Source organism: Paenibacillus sp. S-38 (assembly GCF_049942825.1).
Classification (GTDB): Bacteria; Bacillota; Bacilli; order Paenibacillales; family NBRC-103111; genus Paenibacillus_G.
This window is the reverse complement of sequence record NZ_CP187970.1, coordinates 5,837,220-5,859,987: the sequence shown is the minus strand read 5'-3', so window position 1 is coordinate 5,859,987 and position 22,768 is coordinate 5,837,220. Positions and strand designations below refer to the sequence as shown.

The 22,768-nt window shown below is 57.2% G+C and carries 23 protein-coding genes and 1 other annotated feature; of the genes, 18 read left to right on the top strand and 5 right to left on the bottom strand.

Annotated features, from left to right (window positions below; translation table 11 throughout):
• Positions 1 to 103 precede the first annotated feature (103 nt).
• The 15 genes from ACP26L_RS25955 to ACP26L_RS25885 all read left to right on the top strand — a co-directional run bounded on the left by ACP26L_RS25955 (position 104) and on the right by ACP26L_RS25885 (position 15,015).
• Positions 104 to 934: a cell division protein FtsQ/DivIB gene (locus tag ACP26L_RS25955; protein WP_426447691.1), complete on the top strand. Its 831-nt coding sequence runs from the start codon at positions 104 to 106 to the stop codon at positions 932 to 934.
• Positions 935 to 1,153: 219 nt separating this feature from the next.
• Positions 1,154 to 2,407: a cell division protein FtsA gene (gene ftsA, locus ACP26L_RS25950; RefSeq protein ID WP_426447689.1), complete on the top strand. Its 1,254-nt coding sequence runs from the start codon at positions 1,154 to 1,156 to the stop codon at positions 2,405 to 2,407.
• A 47-nt stretch (positions 2,408 to 2,454) separates the two neighbouring features.
• The gene (gene ftsZ, locus ACP26L_RS25945; RefSeq protein ID WP_426447687.1) at positions 2,455 to 3,606 is read left to right on the top strand and encodes a cell division protein FtsZ; all 1,152 of its coding nucleotides are present in this window, start codon (positions 2,455 to 2,457) and stop codon (positions 3,604 to 3,606) included.
• A 376-nt stretch (positions 3,607 to 3,982) separates the two neighbouring features.
• Positions 3,983 to 4,882 (top strand): sigma-E processing peptidase SpoIIGA, encoded by a 900-nt coding sequence (gene spoIIGA / locus ACP26L_RS25940; RefSeq protein WP_426447685.1) that lies wholly within the window; start codon positions 3,983 to 3,985, stop codon positions 4,880 to 4,882.
• A gap of 98 nt (positions 4,883 to 4,980) precedes the next feature.
• Positions 4,981 to 5,703: an RNA polymerase sporulation sigma factor SigE gene (gene sigE, locus ACP26L_RS25935; RefSeq protein ID WP_426447683.1), complete on the top strand. Its 723-nt coding sequence runs from the start codon at positions 4,981 to 4,983 to the stop codon at positions 5,701 to 5,703.
• 172 nt (positions 5,704 to 5,875) lie between these two features.
• Positions 5,876 to 6,658, top strand: a complete 783-nt coding sequence (gene sigG / locus ACP26L_RS25930; RefSeq protein WP_013917745.1) for an RNA polymerase sporulation sigma factor SigG — start codon at positions 5,876 to 5,878, stop codon at positions 6,656 to 6,658.
• Between the two features lie 271 nt (positions 6,659 to 6,929).
• Positions 6,930 to 7,229 (top strand): YlmC/YmxH family sporulation protein, encoded by a 300-nt coding sequence (locus tag ACP26L_RS25925; protein ID WP_426447680.1) that lies wholly within the window; start codon positions 6,930 to 6,932, stop codon positions 7,227 to 7,229.
• A gap of 177 nt (positions 7,230 to 7,406) precedes the next feature.
• Positions 7,407 to 8,261, top strand: coding sequence for a peptidoglycan editing factor PgeF (pgeF, locus tag ACP26L_RS25920; RefSeq protein WP_426447678.1), 855 nt, complete (start codon positions 7,407 to 7,409; stop codon positions 8,259 to 8,261).
• A gap of 64 nt (positions 8,262 to 8,325) precedes the next feature.
• The gene (locus tag ACP26L_RS25915) at positions 8,326 to 9,018 is read left to right on the top strand and encodes a YggS family pyridoxal phosphate-dependent enzyme (RefSeq protein ID WP_426447676.1); all 693 of its coding nucleotides are present in this window, start codon (positions 8,326 to 8,328) and stop codon (positions 9,016 to 9,018) included.
• A 35-nt stretch (positions 9,019 to 9,053) separates the two neighbouring features.
• Positions 9,054 to 9,479 carry a cell division protein SepF gene (locus ACP26L_RS25910; RefSeq protein ID WP_426447674.1) on the top strand — a complete coding sequence of 142 codons (426 nt, stop codon included), beginning with the start codon at positions 9,054 to 9,056 and terminating at the stop codon, positions 9,477 to 9,479.
• Between the two features lie 25 nt (positions 9,480 to 9,504).
• Positions 9,505 to 9,774, top strand: a complete 270-nt coding sequence (locus ACP26L_RS25905; protein ID WP_426455089.1) for a YggT family protein — start codon at positions 9,505 to 9,507, stop codon at positions 9,772 to 9,774.
• A gap of 30 nt (positions 9,775 to 9,804) precedes the next feature.
• A complete protein-coding gene (locus ACP26L_RS25900; protein WP_426447672.1) occupies positions 9,805 to 10,587 on the top strand; it encodes an RNA-binding protein in 783 nt (260 codons plus the stop codon).
• A 223-nt stretch (positions 10,588 to 10,810) separates the two neighbouring features.
• On the top strand, positions 10,811 to 11,290 hold the full coding sequence (locus tag ACP26L_RS25895; RefSeq protein ID WP_013917737.1) for a DivIVA domain-containing protein: 480 nt from the start codon (positions 10,811 to 10,813) through the stop codon (positions 11,288 to 11,290).
• Between the two features lie 124 nt (positions 11,291 to 11,414).
• Positions 11,415 to 11,675: a binding site (T-box leader), on the top strand.
• Between the two features lie 77 nt (positions 11,676 to 11,752).
• Positions 11,753 to 14,521, top strand: coding sequence for an isoleucine--tRNA ligase (ileS, locus tag ACP26L_RS25890; protein WP_426447670.1), 2,769 nt, complete (start codon positions 11,753 to 11,755; stop codon positions 14,519 to 14,521).
• 143 nt (positions 14,522 to 14,664) lie between these two features.
• Complete coding sequence (locus tag ACP26L_RS25885; protein WP_426447668.1) at positions 14,665 to 15,015, top strand: DUF5665 domain-containing protein; 351 nt, start codon at positions 14,665 to 14,667, stop codon at positions 15,013 to 15,015.
• Positions 15,016 to 15,056: 41 nt separating this feature from the next.
• On the opposite strand, the gene ACP26L_RS25880 is transcribed toward ACP26L_RS25885, so the two are convergent.
• Positions 15,057 to 15,818: a TraR/DksA C4-type zinc finger protein gene (locus ACP26L_RS25880; protein WP_426447667.1), complete on the bottom strand. Its 762-nt coding sequence runs from the start codon at positions 15,816 to 15,818 to the stop codon at positions 15,057 to 15,059.
• A 170-nt stretch (positions 15,819 to 15,988) separates the two neighbouring features.
• Between ACP26L_RS25880 and lspA the strand changes: the two genes are divergently transcribed.
• Genes lspA through ACP26L_RS25865 form a run of 3 tightly spaced genes read left to right on the top strand, consistent with a single transcriptional unit; the run spans position 15,989 to position 18,688 of the window.
• Positions 15,989 to 16,525, top strand: coding sequence for a signal peptidase II (gene lspA / locus ACP26L_RS25875; protein WP_426447665.1), 537 nt, complete (start codon positions 15,989 to 15,991; stop codon positions 16,523 to 16,525).
• Positions 16,522 to 17,505, top strand: a complete 984-nt coding sequence (locus ACP26L_RS25870; protein ID WP_426447664.1) for an RluA family pseudouridine synthase — start codon at positions 16,522 to 16,524, stop codon at positions 17,503 to 17,505. The genes lspA and ACP26L_RS25870 overlap by 4 nt, the downstream gene beginning before the upstream one ends.
• A 19-nt stretch (positions 17,506 to 17,524) precedes the next feature.
• Entirely contained in the window at positions 17,525 to 18,688 is a 1,164-nt protein-coding gene (locus tag ACP26L_RS25865) for an aminotransferase A (RefSeq protein ID WP_426447662.1), read from the top strand.
• 151 nt (positions 18,689 to 18,839) lie between these two features.
• Here the strand turns inward: ACP26L_RS25865 and ACP26L_RS25860 are convergent, their stop codons facing one another.
• From ACP26L_RS25860 to ACP26L_RS25845, 4 genes are all read right to left on the bottom strand, one after another.
• The gene (locus tag ACP26L_RS25860) at positions 18,840 to 19,979 is read right to left on the bottom strand and encodes an N-acetyldiaminopimelate deacetylase (protein WP_426447660.1); all 1,140 of its coding nucleotides are present in this window, start codon (positions 19,977 to 19,979) and stop codon (positions 18,840 to 18,842) included.
• A gap of 168 nt (positions 19,980 to 20,147) precedes the next feature.
• A complete protein-coding gene (gene dapD, locus ACP26L_RS25855; RefSeq protein WP_426447658.1) occupies positions 20,148 to 20,861 on the bottom strand; it encodes a 2,3,4,5-tetrahydropyridine-2,6-dicarboxylate N-acetyltransferase in 714 nt (237 codons plus the stop codon).
• Positions 20,862 to 21,131: 270 nt separating this feature from the next.
• Positions 21,132 to 22,217, bottom strand: coding sequence for a tyrosine-type recombinase/integrase (locus ACP26L_RS25850; protein WP_426447656.1), 1,086 nt, complete (start codon positions 22,215 to 22,217; stop codon positions 21,132 to 21,134).
• A gap of 6 nt (positions 22,218 to 22,223) precedes the next feature.
• Entirely contained in the window at positions 22,224 to 22,712 is a 489-nt protein-coding gene (locus tag ACP26L_RS25845; protein WP_426447655.1) for an ImmA/IrrE family metallo-endopeptidase, read from the bottom strand.
• Positions 22,713 to 22,768: the final 56 nt, after the last annotated feature.

Genomic DNA, 22,768 nt, shown 5'->3' with positions numbered 1-22,768 from the left:
GGAGTGCGTTTTTTACTCCGGCGGCCCGCGTGGCGCTCACGCGTCCCCGCAGGGAGAACAGCCGGCCGCCGGGCGGACAAGCATTCCCCAGGAGGGCTGCATCATGGATGACCGACTTCCCGTAATGAAAAAGCAGGCACCTCCCCGAAGCCGGGGCAGCCGCAGGCTGCTCACGGTTCTGGTCATCTTCTTCATCGGACTGCTTCTGGTCCTGTTCTTCCAGTCTTCCTTGAGCAAAATCTCACAGGTGGAGGTCACCGGCCAGCAGCTGGTGGACCCGGCGGAGATTCTTCAGAAGGCGGAAGTCAAACAGGGAGACCATTTCTTCTCCGTATCCTCCGCGGATATCGAGAAGAAGGTACAGACGCTGCCCATGGTGGAGTCGGCCGAAGTCACGAAGCATTTTCCGGGACGCATCACCATCCGTGTCCAAGAACATCCCAAGGTGGCCTACCAGATCGGCGAGGGCGGCCAGGTGGAGGTGCTGCTGGCCGATGCCAGCATTCTCCCTGTCAAAGTACAGGGCGTCCCGCTGGACAAGCCGATACTGACGGGCTGGGATCCAGCCGATCCCTTGAAGACGAGGCTGTGTCTGGCCATGGCGAAGCTGCCGCCCGCTTACTTCGCCGATATCTCGGAGATCAAGCCGGCTCCAACTGCCGCTTATCCGGACAAGATCCGGCTGTACACCCGCACGGGGTTCGAGGTGCAGACGACCATAGGCAAGCTTCCGGAGAAAATCAAGTATCTGCAGTCTTATATTTCAAACCTTCAGACCGATCAGATCAAGGGCGGGATCATCAAGATGCTTGAAGCGGATTACTATACCGCCGTGGATGATACGCCGGAGTCCAAAGCCGGGCAGACCCCGACGGAAGGCGATTCCGCCGGCAAGGAAGAGGCTTCCGAGGAGGAGAAGAAGCCCCAGAACTGATCCTCTGAGATGGGGTGGCGCTGATTTCATCTGATAAAAAAGAACTACTCAAGCCTATGAAAAAATGATAGAATTGTAATTATGGTATATTTTAAGCTTCTCCCTGAAAAATTATGCTAGAAAAAGAGGGAATCGCAGGGCCGTGTGGAATATTTACAAAATGGTTTTCTATGCTGACCAAGGCTCAGATCGAATATATGTCACAGGAGGTGCCACGGGTTGAGCAGCAATGACATCATTGTTAGTTTGGACATCGGTACATCCAAAGTTCGGGTTATTATTGGGGAAGTCGTTAACGGCGCCATTAATATAATTGGAGTTGGATCTGCCGATTCTGAGGGAATTCGCAAAGGATCCATCGTGGATATTGATCAAACGGTTCAAACGATCCGTAGTGCGGTGGACCATGCGGAGCGGATGGTAGGCATTCAAATTGCGGAAGTATATGTCGGCATCGCCGGTAATCATATCGCTCTGCAGTCCAGTCATGGTGTAGTTGCTGTATCCAATGAAGACCGCGAAATTGGAGACGACGATATCGAGCGCGTGATTCAGGCGGCTAAGGTCATTCCTCTGGCACCGGAGCGCGAGATCATCGGTGTGGTTCCGAATCAGTACGTAGTGGACGGCACGGATCAGATTCACGATCCGCGCAGCATGATCGGCGTAAGACTTGAAGTGGAAGCAACGATCGTAACCGGAACAAAGACAGCCATACATAACCTGCTTCGCGTGGTAGAGAAATCGGGTTTGAAGGTTGCAGGGCTCATCCTGATGTCGCTGGCGAGCGGGCATCTGGCTTTGTCCAAGGATGAGAAGAACATCGGTACGGTGCTCGTGGACATTGGGGCGGGCGCTACCACCATTGCCATTTTCAATGAGAACAACCTGGTGGCCACCTCCACGCTGCCCATCGGCGGGGAATACATCACCAATGACATAGCTTATGGCCTGAAGACACAGGCGGATATCGCAGAGAAGATCAAATTGAAATTCGGCTGTGCTCTTGTGGATCATGCGGCAAGTGATCAGGTGTTCAAGGTAAATCGGATCGGGAGCAACACGGATAAGGAATTCTCCCAGGTGGATCTCGCCAATATCATCGAACCCCGCGTTCAAGAAATATTCCATTTGATCCGGCTCGAAGTGCAGAGGCTTGGTTTCGGCGACCTTCCCGGTGGGTATGTACTTACCGGAGGCACTGTGGCCATGCCGGGGATGCTGGCCGTTGCCCAGATGGAGCTCGCTACCTCCGTGCGAATCGCCGTACCGGATTATATCGGTGTCCGTGATTCCTCGTATACGAGCGGTGTCGGCATAATCCAGTATGCTTCCCGTTATCTGCGCAGTTCGAAACAAACGCAAAACTCGGGAGTCAAGAAACTGATTCCGAAGAAACCGGCTCCCGGTCAAGAGCAGCAGAAGCCCTCGGCCATGGAACGTTTCAAGAACTGGTTAAGCGAGTTTATCTAGCAGGGATAAGCTCTTGATGAAAGCCTAATGAGGGGGAAGACGCTAGTATGTTTGAATTTGACATGGACATGGACCAACTGGCTAAAATAAAGGTCATCGGCGTTGGCGGCGGCGGAAGCAATGCCGTCAACCGGATGATTGAGAACGGAGTGAAGGGCGTAGAGTTCATTACCGTGAACACGGACGCCCAAGCACTTCATCTGGCTCACTCCGAGCAGAAGCTTCAGATCGGGGACAAGCTGACCCGCGGTCTTGGAGCCGGCGCGAACCCGGAGGTGGGCAAGAAAGCGGCTGAGGAGTCCCGTGAAGCGATCATGAATGCGCTGAAGGGCTCCGACATGGTCTTCGTCACCGCAGGGATGGGCGGCGGTACGGGAACCGGCGCCGCTCCGGTCATCGCCGAGATTGCCAAGGAGTGCGGCGCGCTGACGGTAGGCGTCGTCACCCGGCCGTTCACCTTCGAAGGCCGCAAGCGGGCGCTTCAGGCGGAACAGGGGATTGCCGCACTGAAAGAGAAGGTCGACACCCTGATCGTCATTCCGAATGACCGGCTGCTCGAGATCGTCGACAAGAAGACGCCGATGCTTGAAGCGTTCCGGGAAGCGGATAACGTGCTTCGTCAAGGCGTGCAGGGGATTTCCGATTTGATCGCTGTACCGGGTCTCATCAACCTCGACTTTGCCGATGTGAAGACCATCATGACCGAACGTGGTTCCGCCCTGATGGGGATCGGGATTGCTACAGGGGAAAACCGTGCGGCGGAAGCTGCCAAGAAGGCGATCATGTCGCCGCTTCTCGAAACATCGATCGACGGGGCACGCGGTGTGCTCATGAACATTACCGGCGGAGCGAATCTCTCGCTCTATGAAGTCAACGAAGCCGCAGATATTGTCGCGTCGGCTTCGGACCTGGAAGTGAATATGATTTTCGGTGCGGTGATCGACGAGCGGCTGAAGGAAGAGATCATGGTTACCGTTATCGCCACCGGATTTGAACATAAAGCAATTGCTCCAGGCCCTCGCAAACCGGGTGCCGGAGCAGGTGCGGCTCCTTCCTCGGCGGCTCCCCAGCAGGAGCAGACGGACAACCGGCTGAACAACCTCCGTCCTTTCGGAGGCAGCCAGCCGTCGAGCGACCAGCTCGACATTCCGACATTCCTCCGCAACCGCAACCGCGGTGGAGGCTTCGATAACAAATAAGTTCCAGAGCTGATCAAGCAAGCGGGTTCCCTTCGAGGGAACCCGCTTTTTTACCGTTACAAAGCATCCAACCCCGAGGCGCTCGCAGTCGACCGAGGACATTGCCTTGCAGACTAGCATCCTCTTAAGACCGGCATGCCGCTTAGCCGATATCTGAAGGGCTCAACCTATCAAAGGAGCTAGGGATCGGAGGCAGGGGAGGCCGAATCGATCACGGTGCGGGAAAGGTTACACACAGGAGAGGGGGGGATGCCGCCCTTCCATCCGACAAAATTAGTCCGCCGCCCCCGGCATGTTTAGACAGACTTTGGAATACAGTTACTATATACTTGTCTCATTCGCGAGAGGAACAGACGGGCGGCGGAGGAGGTGGGAGATGGTTGTTTATATCGACATCATTTTCCTTCTGAATCTATTGATTGACGGGGCGCTGCTGTGGACCACGGCCTGGACACGCAGACTCAGCTTCCGTTGGTGGAGGCTTGGCTTGTCTGCGGCGATCGGCGGCAGCTACGCGGTGATGATTTTTTTTCCTCCGCTGTCATTCCTGTATACCCTCGCCTTGAAGTTCACCCTGTCGCTGATCATGCTGCTCGCCGCATTCGGTTTTGGAGGGCTGCAGCATTTTCTGAGAAACTTGGGCGCGTTCTACTTGGTGAACTTCGTTGCAGCCGGCGGCATTATCGGCCTGATCTACTTCCGGCAGTCGGCCGGAGAAATCTTAAGCGGTATCCTGACCGTCCGCAGCTGGGACGTCACGCTGATGCTGCTGCTCTTCGCCATTCCCTTCAGCGTGTGGCTGTGCCGGCAGGTCATCGGCGCTCTGCGGCGCAAGCAGGAGCTGGGCTCGTTTCTCGCCAAGGTGGATATCCATATCGGCGACTCGCTCACTACCTGTACCGGTCTCATCGATACGGGCAACCAGCTGTACGACCCGCTTACGAAAACACCGGTCATGGTCATGGAGGCGCTGCAGTGGGCCGAGCACATTCCGGAAGCCTGGCTGCCCCGCATCCGTAAAGCCGAAGTCGATCAGCTCGTGAACTCCATCGGCACCGACGCGTTCATATGGCAGGACCGCCTGCGGCTTGTACCCTACAGGGGCGTCAACCGAAGCACGCAGTTCATGCTCGCCATCAAACCCGACCGGGTAGTCATCACCATGGAGGGCAGAACCATGGAAGCGATGAAGGTACTTGTCGGACTGGACGGAGGACGTCTCAGCTCCGATAACGCGTACCAGGCCATCATTCATCCGTCACTCGTCCATACGTAGCTCAAGCCTTTGCAGACGTCAGGTAACCGCCGGACAGGCAGGGTCCGGACGACGAACGATCGGTGGACCCATGACCCGATAGGAGGAGGAAGCGTACCATGATGCTGAAGTGGAAGCTGTCGATGCAAATTTTTTATTTTCGTCTCTTGCTGCTGTTCGGGCTCAAAGGGGAAGAGATCTACTACATTGGTGGGAGCGAAGCGCTGCCGCCCCCGCTTACCCGCGAAGAGGAAGAGTATCTGCTGGGGAGGCTGCCGTCCGGGGACGCGGCGATCCGGGGAATGCTCATCGAGCGCAACCTGCGTCTGGTCGTGTACATTGCCCGCAAGTTCGAGAACACGGGAATCAACATCGAGGATCTCGTATCGATCGGGGCGATCGGCCTGATCAAGGCGGTCAACACCTTCGATCCCGAGAAGAAAATCAAGCTCGCGACCTACGCATCCCGCTGCATCGAGAACGAAATTCTGATGTACCTGCGCCGCAACAGCAAGATCCGCACGGAGGTGTCCTTCGACGAGCCGCTCAATATCGATTGGGACGGCAACGAGCTGCTGCTCTCCGATGTGCTCGGCACCGAGAATGATACGATCTACCGCAACATCGAGGAACAGGTGGACCGCAAGCTGCTGCACAAGGCACTCGATAAGCTGACGGAGCGAGAGCGGATCATCATGGAGCTGCGGTTCGGCCTGCAGGACGGGGAAGAGAAGACGCAGAAGGATGTGGCCGACATGCTGGGCATTTCGCAGTCTTATATCTCCCGGCTTGAGAAGCGGATCATCAAGCGGCTGCGCAAGGAGTTCAACAAGATGGTGTGATGTGGAAAAAATCTTTTTTTGGGATCCGGCGATGGGTCTTGCCCTTGATGCCATTGGGTTTGGCTGCCTTCCGGGGGGATCCGCGAGGGGGCAGGGGCGGATAGGTACCCGCATAAAAAACCAAACCGAGGAGATAATTAACAGTAATGTTTCTCCTTGGGAGGTAATCACGGTGACCCGAAACAAAGTCGAAATATGCGGCGTCGATACGGCAAAGCTACCGGTTTTGACGAATGCGGAAATGCGTGAACTGTTCGTGGCGCTTCAGACGAACAATGAACGATCTGCAAGAGAGAAATTAGTGAACGGGAACCTCAGGCTGGTGCTGAGCGTGATCCAGCGGTTCAACAACAGGGGGGAATTCGTTGACGACTTGTTCCAAGTAGGCTGTATCGGACTGATGAAGGCCATTGATAATTTTGATCTCAGCCAGAATGTGAAATTCTCGACCTATGCGGTGCCGATGATTATCGGGGAGATCCGGCGCTACCTGCGGGACAACAACCCGATCCGCGTATCGCGTTCCCTCCGGGATATCGCCTACAAGGCGCTGCAGGTGCGCGACCAGCTCACCAATATGAACTCCCGCGAGCCCTCGATCTACGAGATCTCCGAGGCGCTCAACGTACCCAAAGAAGACGTCGTCTTCGCCCTGGATGCCATCCAGGATCCGGTTTCGCTCTTCGAGCCGATCTATCATGACGGCGGCGATCCGATCTATGTGATGGACCAGATCAGCGACGACCGCAACAAGGACGTATCGTGGATTGAGGGCATTGCCCTGCGGGAAGCGATGCGCAAGCTGGGCGACCGCGAGAAGATGATCCTCTCCATGAGGTTCTTCGACGGCAAGACCCAGATGGAAGTGGCCGATGAGATCGGCATCTCGCAGGCACAGGTCTCCCGGCTTGAGAAGTCGGCGATATCCCAGATGCAGAAGCACGTAAAGAATTGATCCCGTCCGGCTGCGGCCGAGACCTTTCCGAGTGACCATCCGACCCTACCGTCTCCGGACGGCCAGCGGTCTTTTTTTGTAGATGGGGGAAGATGGCCCTGAGGTTAGGATATGCCTGGAAGCACGGGGGCATTCCAGCGGGTTCGGATGAAGCCGGAGGAGTCATTTCCCGGGACAGGGGGACATTTTTGCCTAAGCCCACATATAGTAGTAACAAAAGCCCTGACCGGCCCATGGAGGGAGGGGACAGGGCGAGGCGGTGGTGCTCGCGGTGAAAATATCCGACTTTCAGACGAAGGATGTCATTAATATCGTGGATGGCAAGAAGCTCGGCCAGATCAGCGACCTGGAGCTGGACCTGCGCCATGGACGCATCGAAGCGATCGTCGTGCCGGGTGCCGCCCGCTTCTTCGGACTTTTCGGCGGCACGGACGATATCGTCATTCCGTGGAGGAGTATCGTCAAGATCGGCATGGACGTCGTGCTCGTCAAGCTCGATGATGTCCGTTCATACCGGCAGGGAGAGGAGCCGGAGGTGACTTACGAGTTCAACCGGCAGTACCGGGGGTAGCGAAAAGGAAGTACCGCGCGCTTGGCGGCATGGGAATGACATTCTCCTGGGTGAGTCGCGCTGTCCCATGAGCCGGCTCCTTTGCCTTCCCTGCCCGAGCACTGAACCTACCCGGGCATAGCTATCCCCGAGGGCTTTGATGTATACTGGAATCATTATACATGAGGGGGAAAGCCCATGGAGCCATTTGTACTTCAAGAAGCCGATAACGGCACGGGTTGGATGAAGCTCAGCCCTTTCATGAACGGCAGCGCGGCTGTGACCGCCGGATTCACGACCCGGCGCGGCGGCGTGAGCGGTGAGCCGTACCAGGGGCTGAACTGCGGGCTGCACGTGGACGATGCGCCGGAGGCGGTCGTCGAGAACCGCCGCAGGCTCGCGCAGGCGCTCGGTATCCCGTTCGAGGCGGGCACGTACGCCGAGCAGGTGCACGGCAAGGAGATTCAGATGGTGACCTCCGCGCTGCGGGGAGCGGGGATCCGTGACCGGGACAGCGCGCTGCAGGCGAAGGACGGCTTCATGACGAACGAGCCGGGCGTGTACCTGTATGCGCTCTTCGCGGACTGCGTGCCGCTCTACTTCTACGACCCCATCCGCCGGGCGGTGGGGCTCGCGCATGCCGGCTGGAAAGGAACCGCGCTCGGGATCGCCCGGTCGATGGTTGAGGCGATGAGCGCCGCCTATGGCACGAAGGCGAGGGATCTGCGGGCAGCGATAGGGCCGTCGATCGGCGCCTGCTGCTACGAAGTGGATGATACCGTAGTCTCGCGGATCGATAAGGCGCTCGGGACGACAGGGGGCGCGGCGCAGGAAGAAGGACAGCCGCCCTTCTATGAAGCGAAGCTGGGAGGCAAATACACGTTAAACTTGCAAGCCGTCAACCGACAAATTATGATAAAAGCAGGAATTATGCCGTCTCATATCGAAATAAGTAGCTTATGTACGAGCTGCCGGACGGACCTCTTCTTCTCGCACCGCAAGGAGAGGGGAAGAACGGGCCGGATGGCAGCCTGGATCGGACTGCGGGAATAGGCCTTGAAGCCTCCCGCTTCCGAAGCGGTACCGAGATTGTCGGCAGCGGGAGGACGCAGCACAAGTGACTACGAATTTGCAGGAACGCATACAGCACGTCAATGACCGGATTGCAGCCGCCTGCGCGCGGGCGGGACGCCGTCCCGAAGAGGTCGGGGTCATTGCGGTAACCAAATATGTATCGATGGAGACGACCGGCGCCGCTCTGGACCAGGGCCTCACCCAGATCGGGGAGAATCGCTGGCAGGATGCGGCGGCGAAGTGGGAGGCCTACGGAAGCCGGGCCACCTGGCATTTCATCGGCCATCTCCAGACGAACAAGGTGAAGGAAGTCGTCGGCCGGTTTCACTACATTCATTCGCTGGACAGGCTGTCGCTTGCGAAGGAGATCGAGAAGAAAGCGGCCGGGCTCGGCATCACCGTGCCCTGCTTCCTCCAGCTGAACATCTCCGGCGAAGAATCCAAGTACGGCATGGAGCCGGAAGCGCTCATGGATTTTGTAAGCGAGCTGCGCGGCAGCTGCCCTCATATCCGGATCGAGGGACTGATGACGATGGCTCCCTATGAAGCGGAGCCGGAAGAGACCCGTCCCGTATTCCGCGGGCTGCGGGAGCAGCGGGACCGTCTTAACGCATCGGGGCTGCTGGATTACGAAGTGCGCGGCCTCTCCATGGGCATGTCGAACGATTTTGAGGTTGCCATTGAAGAAGGCGCCACATGGGTGCGTCTCGGAACCGTTCTGGTGGGTAAGGAATAAGCGCTGGAGAGCCGCCAAGCGAAGGAGGAAAGGATATGGGTGTGATGAACAAATTCATGAACTTCCTGGGCCTGCAGGATGAAGAGGAGATCGTGGAGCGCGAACGTATTGTGGAGCCCCAGGAAGAAATTGAAACGCCGGTGCAGGAGCCGCGTAAAAGCAATAAGGGGAATATCGTTTCGATCCATTCCCAGAAGAATGTCCGCGTGATTCTTCACGAGCCGCGGTCTTACGAAGAGACGCAGGAGATTGCCGACCATCTGCGCTCCCGCCGTCCCGTCGTGGTGAACCTGCAGCGGATCCGTTCGGATCAGGCCACACGGATCGTCGATTTCATCAGCGGAACCGTTTACGCGCTGAACGGGTCGATCTCGAAGATCGGGCCGAACATTTTCTTGTGCACGCCCGATACGGTGGAGATTCACGGTTCGATCTCGGAGATCTTGAATCACGAAGGATAACGCATATATTAGAGAGGTGAACTCCTTGAATTTCAACATCGTCGGCTATGTAGCTACCCTGATTCAAATTTATCAATACCTCATCATCGCGTACGTCCTCTTATCCTGGCTGCCGAACGCCCGGGAGAGCTTTATCGGCGAATTCCTCGGCAAGCTGTGCGAGCCGTATCTCGGCATCTTCCGCCGTATTATTCCGCCGCTCGGCGGCATGATCGACATCTCGCCGATCGTCGCCCTGATCGCCCTGCAGTTCGTGGGCCAAGGAATCATCGCGATCGTGGATTTCTTCTTCTAACGGACGGATTCTAACGGACGGAGCCTGCCAATGTCAACCGATCAGATCTACTCGCATTTTCATCCCGACGAGCACCGGTTCGTCGATAAGGCGGCCGAATGGGTGGCCCGGGCGGAGCAGCACGAAGCGAAGCTGACCGATTTCCTGGACCCGCGGCAGGCCTTTATTCTCACCACCCTGGTCAACCGCAGCATGGATGTGCAGCTCCTGCTGAACGGGGGGCATCCGTCCGCCGAACGCAGGCGGGCCTGGGTTGCACCGGACTACCGGGTGCTCGAATCGGAGGATCCCGGCATCACGCTGCTGTCCATCACTTCCCCGGACGACAAGCTGGAAGATCTCGACCATGGCGATTACATGGGCGCGATTCTCGGCCTCGGCATCAAGCGGGAGAAGGTGGGGGACATCCATGTACGGCCGGACGGCTGCCACATCCTCGTGGCGTCCGAGATTGCCGATTACTTCCGGCTCAACCTGAACCAGGTGCACCGGGTGCATGTCATGACCGAGGTGCTGCCGCTGGACCGGCTGCAGTTCACCGAGGTGAAGTTCGAGGAGCTCCAGCTGTCCCTAGCGTCCCTGCGTCTGGACGGGATCGTCAGCGACGTATACCGTCTTAGCCGGGCGAAGGTGCTCGTGCCGATCAAGGCCGGGCGCTGCAAGGTCAACTGGAAGCAGGAAGAGGACCCAAGCAAGCCGCTGCGCGAAGGGGATGTCGTGTCGCTCCAGGGGGCGGGCCGGTTCAAGGTGCTGGAAGTCGAAGGTGTCACCAAAAAGGGGAGAACCCGTATCAGAATCGGCAAGTACACGTGACTGCCGATTTTTTTGCTGTTCAGGGACGGGGACGGTGCAGGCGGCGAGGGCTTCGGTGAGAGCTATTGCGGCCAGCCGAAGAAAAGAGGCGGATTCCGTCTGAAACCATCGTTTTTTCGCAGGATAGGGGAAATTTTGGGCAGAAGTGCAGGAAAAATCGGGATGGTGTCGAATATACCCAAGTAACAAAGTTGGTTTCGCTAAATTTGCAGGAGGTGCACCGATGGCTTTAACACCGCTCGATATACATAACAAGGAATTCAGCCGGTCCTTTCGCGGGTACGATGAAGACGAAGTCAACGAATTTCTCGACCAGGTGATCAAGGATTACGAGGCCCTGATCCGTGAAAATAAAGAGCTGCAGAACCAGCTGCTGACCATTCAGGAACGACTCGACCATTTTGCCAATATAGAAGAAACACTGAGCAAGACGATTATCGTGGCGCAGGAAGCGGCGGACGAAGTTAAGCACAATTCGAAGAAAGAAGCGCAGCTCATCATCAAGGAAGCGGAGAAGAATGCGGACCGCATCATCAATGAGTCGCTGTCGAAGTCGCGCAAGATCTCCATGGAGATCGAAGAGCTGAAGAAGCAGGCTTCCATCTACCGCACCCGGTTCCGCACGCTGATCGAGGCGCAGCTGGAGCTGCTGAGCAAGGAAGACTGGAGCTCGCTGGAGCGGACGGAAGTCGAGCAGCCGTAACGAAACAGGCGGCCGGCCCCATATAGAGGGAAGGCACATGAAGGATGGTCGATACGGCCGGGGACGTACCCAAAAGTTGACGTCAGACCTGCTATCGGCTATACTCCATATAAAGTTAACATGAGCGAAAGCGATGACCGGGACGAGTAGTCCGTGTTCTGACCGAAGCCAGCGAACCGGGGAATGGTGGGAGCCCGGTCTTCGGCGCCGGATGAAGATCCCCCGGGAGCATCTCTTGAAAGCAACCAGTAAAGAGTATCGGCCGATCCCGTTATCGATCAAGGAGTGAAGACACTCCTGTTTCGCTCTGCGCATACAGATGTGCAGCTAGGCGATTTGGGGAGTTCTTAATCAGGGTGGTACCGCGAGACTTCTCGTCCCTATGGGATGACGGAGTCTTTTTTTGCTGCCAATGGGCAGCGGGGGAAGCCGATACGGACAAGTTGAAGGAGTGGAAGCAAGATGGATTATGGCAAAACACTGAATCTGCTGCAGACGGACTTCCCGATGAGAGGGAACCTGCCGCAGGCGGAACCGAAGATGCAGCAGCACTGGGAAGAGACGGACATCTACCGTCAGGTCCAGGAGAGCCGCAAGGGCAAACCGAAGTTCATTCTGCACGACGGGCCTCCGTACGCGAACGGGGACATTCATATCGGCCATGCGCTGAACAAAATCCTGAAGGACATCATCGTCCGCTTCAAGACGATGCAGGGCTATAACGCGCCTTATGTACCGGGCTGGGATACGCACGGTCTGCCGATCGAGCAGGCGATCGCCAACGGCGGCAAGGTCGACCGCAAGAAGATGAGCGTGTCCGAATTCCGCGACTACTGTAAGGCGTATGCGCTGGAGTGGGTGGAGAAGCAGAAAACCCAGTTCAAGCGACTAGGAATCCGCGGCGACTGGAACAACCCGTATATCACGCTGCAGCCGAAGTATGAGGCCCAGCAGATCCGCCTCTTCGGCGGGATGGTCAACAAGGGCTATATCTATAAGGGCCTGAAGCCGGTCTATTGGTCCCCGTCCTCGGAGAGTGCCCTGGCCGAAGCCGAGATCGAGTACAAGGACAAGACGTCCTCTTCGATCTATGTCGCCTTCGACGTAGCGGACGGCAAAGGCAAGCTGCCCGAGGACGCAGCGATCGTCATCTGGACGACGACTCCTTGGACGCTGCCGGCGAACCTCGGCATCTCGCTGCATCCGGACTTCGACTATGTTACGGTCGAGACCGGCGGACGCAAGTTCGTACTGGCGCAGGGCCTGCTCGAAGCCGCTGCGAAGGAGATCGGCTGGACCGACGTCAAGGTTCTCGCGACACATAAGGGCAGCGAGCTGGAGCTTGTGCTCTGCAAGCACCCGTTCTATGACCGCACGTCGCTCGTCATGACCGGAGAGCACGTTACGCTGGAAGCCGGTACGGGCTGCGTACACACGGCGCCGGGCCATGGAGAAGACGACTTCGTGATCGGCCAGCGCTACAACCTCGGAGTGCTCTGCCCGGTGGACGACCAGGGGCATATGACGGCCGAAGCGCCGGGCTTCGAAGGCCTGTTCTACGACAAGGCCAGCAAGGTGGTCATCGAGAAGCTACAGGAATCGGCGCATCTGCTTCACCAGGCGACGATCCAGCACCAGTACCCGCATGACTGGCGGACGAAGAAGCCGGTCATCTTCCGGGCAACGGAGCAGTGGTTCGCTTCCATCGACAAGTTCCGCAGCGAAATGCTCGAAGAGATCAAGAAGATCAACTGGACGCCGGAATGGGGCGAGATCCGTCTGCACAACATGATCGCAGAGCGCGGCGACTGGTGCATCTCCCGTCAGCGCGCCTGGGGTGTGCCAATCCCGATCTTCTACTGCCGCAGCTGCAACGAGCCGCTCGTGAACGAAGCGACGATCGAGCAGGTGGCGAAGATCTTCGAGGAAGAAGGCTCCAACGCCTGGTTCCTGCGCGAAGAGAAAGAGCTGCTGCCGGCAGGTACGGTGTGCACCAAGTGCGGACATGATCACTTCCGCAAGGAGACGGACATCATGGACGTATGGTTTGACTCCGGTTCGAGCCACATGGCTGTGCTTGAAGCGCGTGAAGACCTGCAGTGGCCGGCCGACCTGTATCTCGAGGGCTCCGACCAATACCGCGGCTGGTACAATTCCTCGCTGATCACCGGTGTGGCCGTGAAGGGGCAGTCCCCTTACAAGGGCATCCTGAGTCACGGGTTCACGCTCGACGGCGAAGGCCGCAAGATGTCCAAGTCGCTCGGCAACACGGTCGATCCGAACCAGGTGTGCAACAAGCTGGGAGCGGATATTCTCCGCCTGTGGGTATCCTCGACGGACTACCAGTCGGATGTCCGTATCTCCGATAACATCCTGAACCAGACGTCGGAGGGCTACCGCAAGATCCGCAACACGCTGCGCTTCCTGCTCGGGAACCTGTCGGACTTCAGCCCGGCGGCAGACCGCGTCTCCGTGCAGGAGATGAGCGAGCTCGATCGCTATGCGATGCTCCGTCTGAACCGGCTGATCGAGCGTGTGGTGGCGGCGTATGAGAAGTACGAGTTCCATGTGGTGTACCAGGCCGTTCACCATTTCTGCGCGGTCGAGATGAGCGCCTTCTACCTCGACATTCTGAAGGACCGGCTCTATGCCTCCCTTCCGCAGGATCCAGCACGCCGCGCCGCACAGACGGTATTATACGAAGCGCTCACGGTTATAACTAAACTGATTGCGCCGATCCTCCCGCATACCTCCGACGAGGTATGGAAGTACATTCCGGGAACGGACCTGCCAAGCGTTCAGCTGGCCTACATGCCGGAAGTGGACGCTTCCGTCTTCGACGAAGCGCTGGAGCGCAAGTGGGAGCAGCTTGGAGCGATCCGCGACGATGTGCTGAAGGCACTGGAAGAAGCGCGCAAAGAAAAGCTCATCGGCAATTCGCTCAGCGCCGCGGTTCATCTCTATCCAACCGCAGACACTGCCGCATTCCTCGGCGGCTTCGAGCGTCTGGATCTGCTCTTCATCGTCTCGGCGGTGGTCGTTCATGAAGCAGGCGAAGCAGCCCCTGAGGGAGCCCATGCGTTCAAGGGACTGTCGGTTCAGGTTGCGACAGCCGAAGGCGAGAAGTGCGAACGCTGCTGGATCGTGACCCCGGAGGTGGGTCACAGTGAGCAGCACCCGGCACTCTGCAAGCGGTGCGCCGGTGTGATCGAAGAGACGGCAGGCGTATAAGCGCGGAAGTCCAGGCAGGAAAGTAAAAAAACGAGCCGTTTCCCGGCGGGCCCGCTGACAGCAGCGGGCCCGGGAGCAGCTCGTTCTGTTGTTTTACCCCGGCACAGCTCAGGCCTGCCGGGACCTGGAGGAGGGATGCTTCCATGGAGTCGAACCGCATCGTACCGAATTCCGACACGCAGCGGCCCCCGCAGCCGGTAAGGCAGCAGGAGCTGCTGGAGCAGGTGCACGACAAGGTCACCGAGATTGCAGCCGGCATGGAGAAGAAGCAGATTGCCGAATATCTGCAGCTCATGAATGATCCGAAGCGTCTGCTCTGGCTGAATCTGATCAGCGGAGTGGCCCGCGGTGTGGGTATCGCCTTTGGTATCACGGCCTTTACCACGGGGCTCCTCTATTTGCTTAAAGGACTGGGAGCATTGGATCTGCCGATTATCGGCGGATTCATAGCCGATCTTATCGAGCATGTGCAGTACCAGATGCGCAGATACTGATATACGGGTTCCTTAGGCATCCTTAGAGGCATGTGCAGCCTTTACTGGTAGCTGTCCTCATCCTCGGGATCGGGCTCGAGGAGGCCGTACCCTTCACCATTGCGCATATAATTCCTGTAGGTGCCGTTGCGGACAACCGTAACCGCCTGGCCGTAAATGTCGGTGGCTACGAAGCTCTCGAACGCTTCGACGTAGCCGGCATTCTCATCCGCTTCAATCTCGATTTCGTTATAGCTGTCCGATTCGTTCGGATTCTCGGCATACGCCGGCGAGGTCGAGGAGCCGTAGCTCTCGAGGATCTGCCAGGCATCCTCTCCGTCAAAGCCGTTCTGGTCAGGCTGATCATCCATCGATGTACGGCCGAAAGGCGGATTCAAGAACTGCTCTTCCACCGGTCTCTCGAGCGGCTCCGGAGCCGGATGGGGGACGTGCTCGACGCAGAACATGGTTGTCGGTATCGCCTGCAGACGTTCGAAATCGATCGCCGCACCGCAGGACCGGCAGGTGCCGTATTCTCCGGCAGCCATCCGCTCCAAGGCTTCGTTCACGCCGGTGAGATGGCGCTCGGCATTCTCGAGCAGGGCGATGTCCTTGGACCGCTCGAACATCTCGGTTCCCATGTCCGCCGGGTGGTTGTCGTTCGTCGAGAGCTCGCCGGTCTGCACGCGGACGGAATCGCCGAGTCCGAAGTGTTCGTTCTCGTTCAGATGCTGCTGGAGCCAAGCCTGCTCTTCTTGGAGCTTGCTTTTCAACTGCTCAAACTGATCACGGGTCAGTGTGGGGTTCGGTTGATGTTCAGTCACCTTCAGCGCCTCCTTCAATACACTCGCACTGCCGTTATTTTTCACAGACCGGGCCCGTTTTACAATGCCAGATATTATGTCCTGGCGGGAGGGCGGCGGCCTTCTCTTCACAGGGAAGCATCGGTTTCACACCAGTGCCTGGCAGTTCACCTTGGTAAGGAGTTGTTATTTTGAAATACTACATTTACGCATTCATTGTGCTGCTTGTGGATCAGGCAACGAAGTGGATGATCGTGAGCAACCTGACGCTGGGCGAAACCGTACCGGTCATCGGGGAGTTCTTCCAGATCACCTCGCACCGCAACCGCGGCGCGGCCTTCGGGATTCTCCAGAACCAGCGCTGGTTCTTCCTGCTGATCACTGTCGGCGTAGTTGTCGGCGTTGTCTGGTACCTGCGCAAGATGCTGCGCGAAGGCAAGCGCCTGCTGCCTTTTGCCCTCTCGCTGCTGCTGGGCGGGGCCCTGGGGAATTTTATTGACCGGGCGCTGTTCGGGGAAGTCGTGGATTTTCTCTATTTCCACTTCCGCTTCTCCTTCTTCGGCTACCCGGTGGATTATCCGTACCCGATCTTTAACGTGGCCGATATGGCGATCGTGACCGGGGTGGGGTTGATCTTCCTCGATTCGATCCTGGCGTGGCGCCGGGAGGCACGGGAAGCCAGAGAGATGAGCGCAAGACAAGCGGAAAGCGGGGACATTCAGCCATGAGAGAACAAAACGAAGATGAACTTCAGATAAGCGGGCAGTGGGCTGAGGAAGGCGAAGGTGCGCTCGAGTGGAACGTTGGGCCGGAGGAGGCAGGTGAGCGGATCGACAAGTTCCTCGCCGAAATGCTCGAGGACGGACTTGACGTCTCCCGTACCCAGCTCCAGCAGTGGATCAAGGACGGTCACGTGACGATCAGCGGCCGTACGGTGAAGCCGAATTACAAGCTGGCCGAAGGAGATCTGCTGAAGCTCGTTGTACCGGAGCCGCAGGAGCTTGAGCTGACGGCCGAGAATATTCCGCTGGACGTCGTCTATGAGGATTCCGACGTGATCGTCGTGAACAAGCCGCGCGGGATGGTCGTCCATCCGGCGCCGGGGCACTACAGCGGCACGCTCGTCAACGCGCTTCTCTATCACTGCAAGGATTTGTCGGGCATCAACGGCATCATGCGCCCGGGCATTGTCCACCGGATCGACAAGGACACGTCCGGCCTGCTCATGGCCGCCAAGAACGATCTGGCCCATGCCGGACTCACGGAGCAGCTCAAGGAGCACAGTGCGACGCGCAAGTACATCGCCCTCGTACATGGAAACGTCCCGCATGAGAACGGAACGGTCGATGCGCCGATCGGCCGTGATCCCAAGGACCGCAAGCTCTATACGGTCACGGAGAAGAACAGCAAGCATGCCGTCACTCATTTCATCGTGCTGGAGCGGTTCGGCGACTACACGCTGCTGGAGCTCAAGCTCGAAACCGGGCGGACGCATCAGATCCGTGTGCACATGAAGTTCATCGGCCACCCGCTGGTAGGGGATCCGCAGTACGGGCCGTCGAAGAGCAAGGGGATCCCGATGGAGGGACAGGCGCTGCATGCGGCGGTCCTTGGCTTCAAGCATCCGCGGACAGGAGAAGAGCTGCTCTTCGAAGCGCCGCTGCCGGATGATATGAACCGGCTGCTGGAAGTGTTGAAAATGAGGTAGAGGCGGGGAACGTGAAGTCATGGGAGAGCTGGAAGAGTATATTAATCCGAGACTCAAGGAGATTCAAATCTCGGGAATCCGCAAAATCGCCAACAAAGTGGCCGGTTATCCGGACGCGCTGTCGCTGACCATCGGCCAGCCGGACTTCCCGACGCCGGATCATATTCTGCGCGCGGCGGAGAAGGCGATTGCGGATCAGCGGACGGTCTATACGCCGAACGCGGGGCTCCCCGAGCTCCGCAAAGCTGCCGCGGCGTTCATGGACACCAAATACGGCCTGCAGTACGATCCGGTGGAGGAAGTGATCGTGACGGTCGGCGCCAGCCAGGCGCTCGACATCACGCTCCGCACGATTCTGCAGCCTGGAGCGGAAGTGATTCTGCCGGGGCCGATCTATCCCGGCTACGAGCCGCTCGTAAGACTCTGCGGAGGCACGCCGGTCTACGTGGACACCCGGCAGAACGGGTTCAAGCTGACGGCCGAGCTGCTCGAGCCTCATCTCACCGAGAACACCCGCTGCATCATTCTGTGCTATCCATCGAACCCGACGGGACGCGTGATGAGCGAGCGGGAGCTGGCCGACATGGCGGCGTTGCTGCAGGATCGCAAGCTGTTCGTCGTCTCCGACGAGATCTACAGCGAGCTGATCTACGATGCGCCGCACCGCTCCATTGCTTCGCTTCCGGGGATGCGGGAGAAGACGATCGTGATCAACGGATTGTCGAAGTCCCACTCCATGACCGGCTGGCGGATTGGCTTTACCTTCGCTCCGGCGTACCTGTCGCAGCATATGGTCAAGGCGCACCAGTACAACGTGACGTGCGCCAGCTCCATCTCGCAGTATGCGGCGATTGAAGCGCTCACGGCCGGCCGGGACGACGCGCTGCCGATGAAGGCCGAGTACATGAAGCGCCGGGACTTTGTCTATGATCGGCTGCAGGGGATGGGCTTTGACCTCGTGAAGCCGGAAGGGGCGTTCTACCTGTTCCCGTCCATCGAACGCTTCGGCATGCCTTCGATGGAGTTCACCCTGCGGCTCCTCGAGGAGAAGCGGGTGGCGGTTGTGCCCGGGGATGCGTTCTCGGTGTACGGCGAAGGACACATCCGGATCTCATACGCATACGCAATGAATGTGCTGGAGTCTGGGATGGAACGGCTGGAAGCCTTTGTGAAGGGGCTGTAAGGCTGCCTGCGCGATTAGCCATAGAGAAGCCGAGATTTAAAAATTCATGCAAAAACACCACACCATGCAGTGGAGCTGCTCGGTGTGGTGTTTTTGGTATATACAGTTAAGCGGAAAGAGGGGGTTCGCGTGAGGGTCCTCCGCTTCTACACTACTCTGCGGATCTCCACGTCAGATAGTCTGTCATCACGCTGACCGCCAGATCGATCGCCCGCTCGTCCGGCTCAATCTTCCCATGGTGCAGTCCGTACGGCGTACCGACGCCGAGCCAGAACATGAAGCCGGGTACGGCTTCGAGGAAATAGCCGAAGTCTTCGCCGGTCATCGCTTCCGTGCATTCGATGAGCTGAACGTCGCCGGCGCGCGTCTCCCGCAGCCAGGACATGAAACGCTCAGTGACCTTCGCTTCGTTGAACACCTGACGGTAGTTCGACCCGTAATCGATCTCGGCCCGGCAGCCGAACGAGGTTTCAATACCGGAGACCACCGCTTCGATCCGGGATTTCACGAGCTTCATCGATTCGGCGGAGAGGGTGCGGATCGTCCCTTCCAGACGCGCTTTCTCGGCGATGATGTTCTGCTTCGTGCCGGCTTCCATCCGGCCGATCGTAATGACGGCGGAGTCAAGCGGATTGATATTGCGCGAGATGACGGTCTGCAGCTGGCCGACGAGCTGGCAGGCGGCAACGATCATGTCGTTGGCGTTGTGCGGGAACGCGGCATGCCCGCCTTTGCCGATGAGGTCGATGAAGAGCTCCGAGGTGTTCGCGAAGAGAATCCCCGGCTTGGTCGCAATCGTACCGACCGGATATTCCGGAGCGATATGGAGCGCGAACATTTCGTCGGGCATCCAGTCCCGCAGCTCCTCGCTCTGCAGCATAGGCAGCGCGCCCCCCGGTCCTTCCTCGGCAGGCTGGAAGACGAATGTCAGGTTGTCTCGTATCCGGTTCCGGACGAAGTGGGAGAGGACGCCGAGCCCGATGGTCATGTGCAGATCGTGCCCGCAGGCGTGCATGAAGCCGGGATGCTCGGAGCGGAAGTCATAGCCGGTCTCTTCCTCGATCGGCAGGCCGTCCATGTCGGCGCGATAACCGTATCTCCGCTGCGGGTTCTTGCCTTTGACGTTCACCAGGATGCCGGTACGCCACGTGCGCACCTCGATGTGCTCCTGGGGAAGGGCTGCGATTGTATCCAGCAGATAGCGCTGGGTTTTGAATTCCTGATAGCCGGGCTCCGGAATGCGGTGCAGATCCCGGCGGATCTTCACGGAATCGAACGGTACGGTGGTCATAAGAGCTGCCTCCTCTGGGAGCTGGAGTAGTCGGGCCGGGTCAAGGATGCAGGGTTGGGGTTCACATCCTCGGGAAGCCTGCCGGCTTTCTGGCTCCATTATTTGCAAAAGGCCCGGCGCACGGGGCGTCAGGCCTTCTCTTGGAGCGGTTATAAAAGCGAAGGGAAGTTACAGCGTGCGCAGGTCCTTCAGGATTTCGGTCTTGGACTTCGTCTTGTCGTCAACCTTCTTGATGACGCGGGCTGGCGTACCGGCCACAACGCTGAACGGAGGCACGTCTTCGACAACGACGGCGCCAGCGGCTACGACAGAGCCTTCGCCTACGCGTACGCCTTCAAGGATAACGGCATTCGCGCCTACAAGCACGTCGTCTTCGATGACGACCGGCTGGGCGGATGGCGGCTCGATGACGCCTGCAAGGACGGAGCCTGCGCCGATGTGGCACATTTTGCCTACCTTGACACGGCCGCCGATGACAACGCCCATGTCGATCATCGTGCCTTCGCCGATGGAAGCGCCGATGTTGATGACCGCGCCCATCATGATGATCGCGTTATCGCCGATGCCGACCATATCGCGGATGACCGCGCCCGGCTCGATGCGGGCGTTGATGCCCTTGAGATCAAGCAGCGGAATCGCGGAGTTGCGGCGGTCGTTCTCCACCACATAGTCCTCGATCTTCGAAGCATGCTCGTCCAGCACGCTCTTGATGTCGGTCCATTCGCCGAACAGCACGCCGCTTGGGCCGGATACGAAAGCCTGGATGCCTTCAAGGAAAGCGATGGAAGCAAGGTCGCCCTTGACGTAGACTTTGACAGGGGTTTTCTTTTTGCTTGTCTTGATGAGGTTAATAACTTCTTCCGTATTCATTTCGATAGACATGAGGGGGTTACAGCTCCTTATGTAATAGTACGTACCAGGAAGCGAACCGGACCGGATGCGGCGGCGCTTCGAACCGCTTAAGATCAGCAGCGGGAAGGCCAGGGTTCGCGAACTACATCTTTTATAGCACAAAACACCCTTAATTGACAACTTATTCAGAAACCCCTTTTACTTTGGGGTTTCTTTCTTGTATGAAATCAGGGCGCTCACATCTCTGCTCACAATGCCGAAATATAAATAAGTTATCCACAGGTTTTGTTGGATTGAAGCTCATATTTCAAAGAAAGATCTGTGAATACTATGAGCAGCTTCGGTTCTCATTTTAGGGAGCACGTGAGCGTAAGTGGTAAGGACCGTCTCCACCTTGTCGCCTAAGATTTCAGCTACAGAGTGGACAGGGATGCCGCTGGCTAAGAGGGTTGTGGCGACGGTATGCCTTATATCATGGAACCTAATGGGAGGCAGTTTACTCGCTGCTATATCTTTTTGGAACACTTCCCGGACTGCCTTCGGATCCATCGGCTTATTAACTCGATTCGTGAAGAGTGCCGGTGTGCCTGGTTTAGGTTTTATCTCCAGAAGGAGCTGCGTGAGCTTCGGATGGATTTCAATGCTTCGAATTGAGTTCTCCGTCTTTGGATCATCGAACACCAATCCAACACCCCTCAGCTTCTTGAGAGCGCGCCTAACATGGACCTCATTTGTCTGTGGTGTTATATCGGAGTGGTATAAACCAGTAATCTCACCGATCCGCATGCCGGTTGAAAATGCGAGTGAATAAAAGGCATGCCGCTCCGTCCCTTTCATCGTCATCAAAAAGTGATTGACCTGCTCTGGCAGCCACACGTTCATCCGTGGGGGCTTATAAGCAAAGGGCTTCACTTCTTTAGCAACATCATACATTATAAGTCTTTTTATCATTGCGTGCTTGAAAGTTTTTCGGAGCACCATGCATACGTTTTTTATTGTGGCCTTGCCACGACCTTCGTCCAACAATTTTTTGTATAAGTTTTCAATATCGTCGTAACTGATTTTATCGATCCGCTTGTCGCCGAGTTTCGGAATGATCAAAGATACCATATGCATTTGCTGGTGGAAGGTGGGAGGGCGAACATCATACTTCACAACTTCTTCGTAATACCTCGTTATAAATTCCCCTAAAGTAACACTTCTTATTTTCTGCCCCAGCTGAATGTTCCGATTGATCTCTATCAGGGCCTGTTCGGCATCGGCATAAGTAGCCCTCGTCCCCGTTTCCTGCATTCGCTTCCCCGTCACTGGATGCCGACCTACGTCGATTACATACTCAAATTTGTCACCGCGTTCGCGGATCGTGCCCTTCAGTTTGACGGCCATCGAAAATTACCTCCACATTGAACAATATATCCTACGTAAAATTTGATGGTATCGTGTGTGTGCCATCTCTGGATCTACTCTGAATGTAGTTGCGATAAGTTCGATCGCTGAATGTTGGTCTCTCGGGAGTTCCATTTTACGAAGCAGGAGGAAAGGTATGCTCGCGTAGAGTACAAAGTTTTCTGCATCCCATTCTTGCCATTCCCGCATGAGAGGGTGCATATGTATTTGATTCCCCTCATGTCTCATTGCGTGGCCAAGTTCATGAAGGAATTCTTTAAAGTGATCACTTGGAGGGAGATTAAAATTCAAATAAATAATGAAACGACCTCCACATTCGTCGCTACAGCTAATAGGCGCGTAATCAACCCGAATCCCCAAAGCTGTTGAAATATACTCAACAGTCAATTGCTCTGGGCTAGAAACGTTGAGCCTTCGATAAAGCTCGTCCACGAAGTCTTCCAGGTGCGTGGTCTGATACTTTGTCAAATTCATGATCCACCTCGGCAGCGAGTCGTTTTTCGAATATACGTTCGCCTTTTGCTATAAAA

Excerpts from the sequence above, each read along its gene's own strand:
- ACP26L_RS25910 (WP_426447674.1), top strand. The coding sequence starts at position 9,054 with ATGGGTGTGATGAACAAATTCATGAACTTCCTGGGCCTGCAGGATGAA.
- ACP26L_RS25865 (WP_426447662.1), top strand. The coding sequence starts at position 17,525 with ATGGGAGAGCTGGAAGAGTATATTAATCCGAGACTCAAGGAGATTCAA.
- ACP26L_RS25870 (WP_426447664.1), top strand. The coding sequence starts at position 16,522 with ATGAGAGAACAAAACGAAGATGAACTTCAGATAAGCGGGCAGTGGGCT.
- ACP26L_RS25885 (WP_426447668.1), top strand. The coding sequence starts at position 14,665 with ATGGAGTCGAACCGCATCGTACCGAATTCCGACACGCAGCGGCCCCCG.
- pgeF (WP_426447678.1), top strand. The coding sequence starts at position 7,407 with ATGGAGCCATTTGTACTTCAAGAAGCCGATAACGGCACGGGTTGGATG.
- ACP26L_RS25895 (WP_013917737.1), top strand. The coding sequence starts at position 10,811 with ATGGCTTTAACACCGCTCGATATACATAACAAGGAATTCAGCCGGTCC.
- ftsZ (WP_426447687.1), top strand. The coding sequence starts at position 2,455 with ATGTTTGAATTTGACATGGACATGGACCAACTGGCTAAAATAAAGGTC.
- ACP26L_RS25955 (WP_426447691.1), top strand. The coding sequence starts at position 104 with ATGGATGACCGACTTCCCGTAATGAAAAAGCAGGCACCTCCCCGAAGC.
- sigE (WP_426447683.1), top strand. The coding sequence starts at position 4,981 with ATGATGCTGAAGTGGAAGCTGTCGATGCAAATTTTTTATTTTCGTCTC.
- ileS (WP_426447670.1), top strand. The coding sequence starts at position 11,753 with ATGGATTATGGCAAAACACTGAATCTGCTGCAGACGGACTTCCCGATG.
- ACP26L_RS25900 (WP_426447672.1), top strand. The coding sequence starts at position 9,805 with ATGTCAACCGATCAGATCTACTCGCATTTTCATCCCGACGAGCACCGG.
- ACP26L_RS25860 (WP_426447660.1), bottom strand. The coding sequence starts at position 19,979 with ATGACCACCGTACCGTTCGATTCCGTGAAGATCCGCCGGGATCTGCAC.
- ACP26L_RS25845 (WP_426447655.1), bottom strand. The coding sequence starts at position 22,712 with ATGAATTTGACAAAGTATCAGACCACGCACCTGGAAGACTTCGTGGAC.
- dapD (WP_426447658.1), bottom strand. The coding sequence starts at position 20,861 with ATGTCTATCGAAATGAATACGGAAGAAGTTATTAACCTCATCAAGACA.
- ACP26L_RS25850 (WP_426447656.1), bottom strand. The coding sequence starts at position 22,217 with ATGGCCGTCAAACTGAAGGGCACGATCCGCGAACGCGGTGACAAATTT.
- spoIIGA (WP_426447685.1), top strand. The coding sequence starts at position 3,983 with ATGGTTGTTTATATCGACATCATTTTCCTTCTGAATCTATTGATTGAC.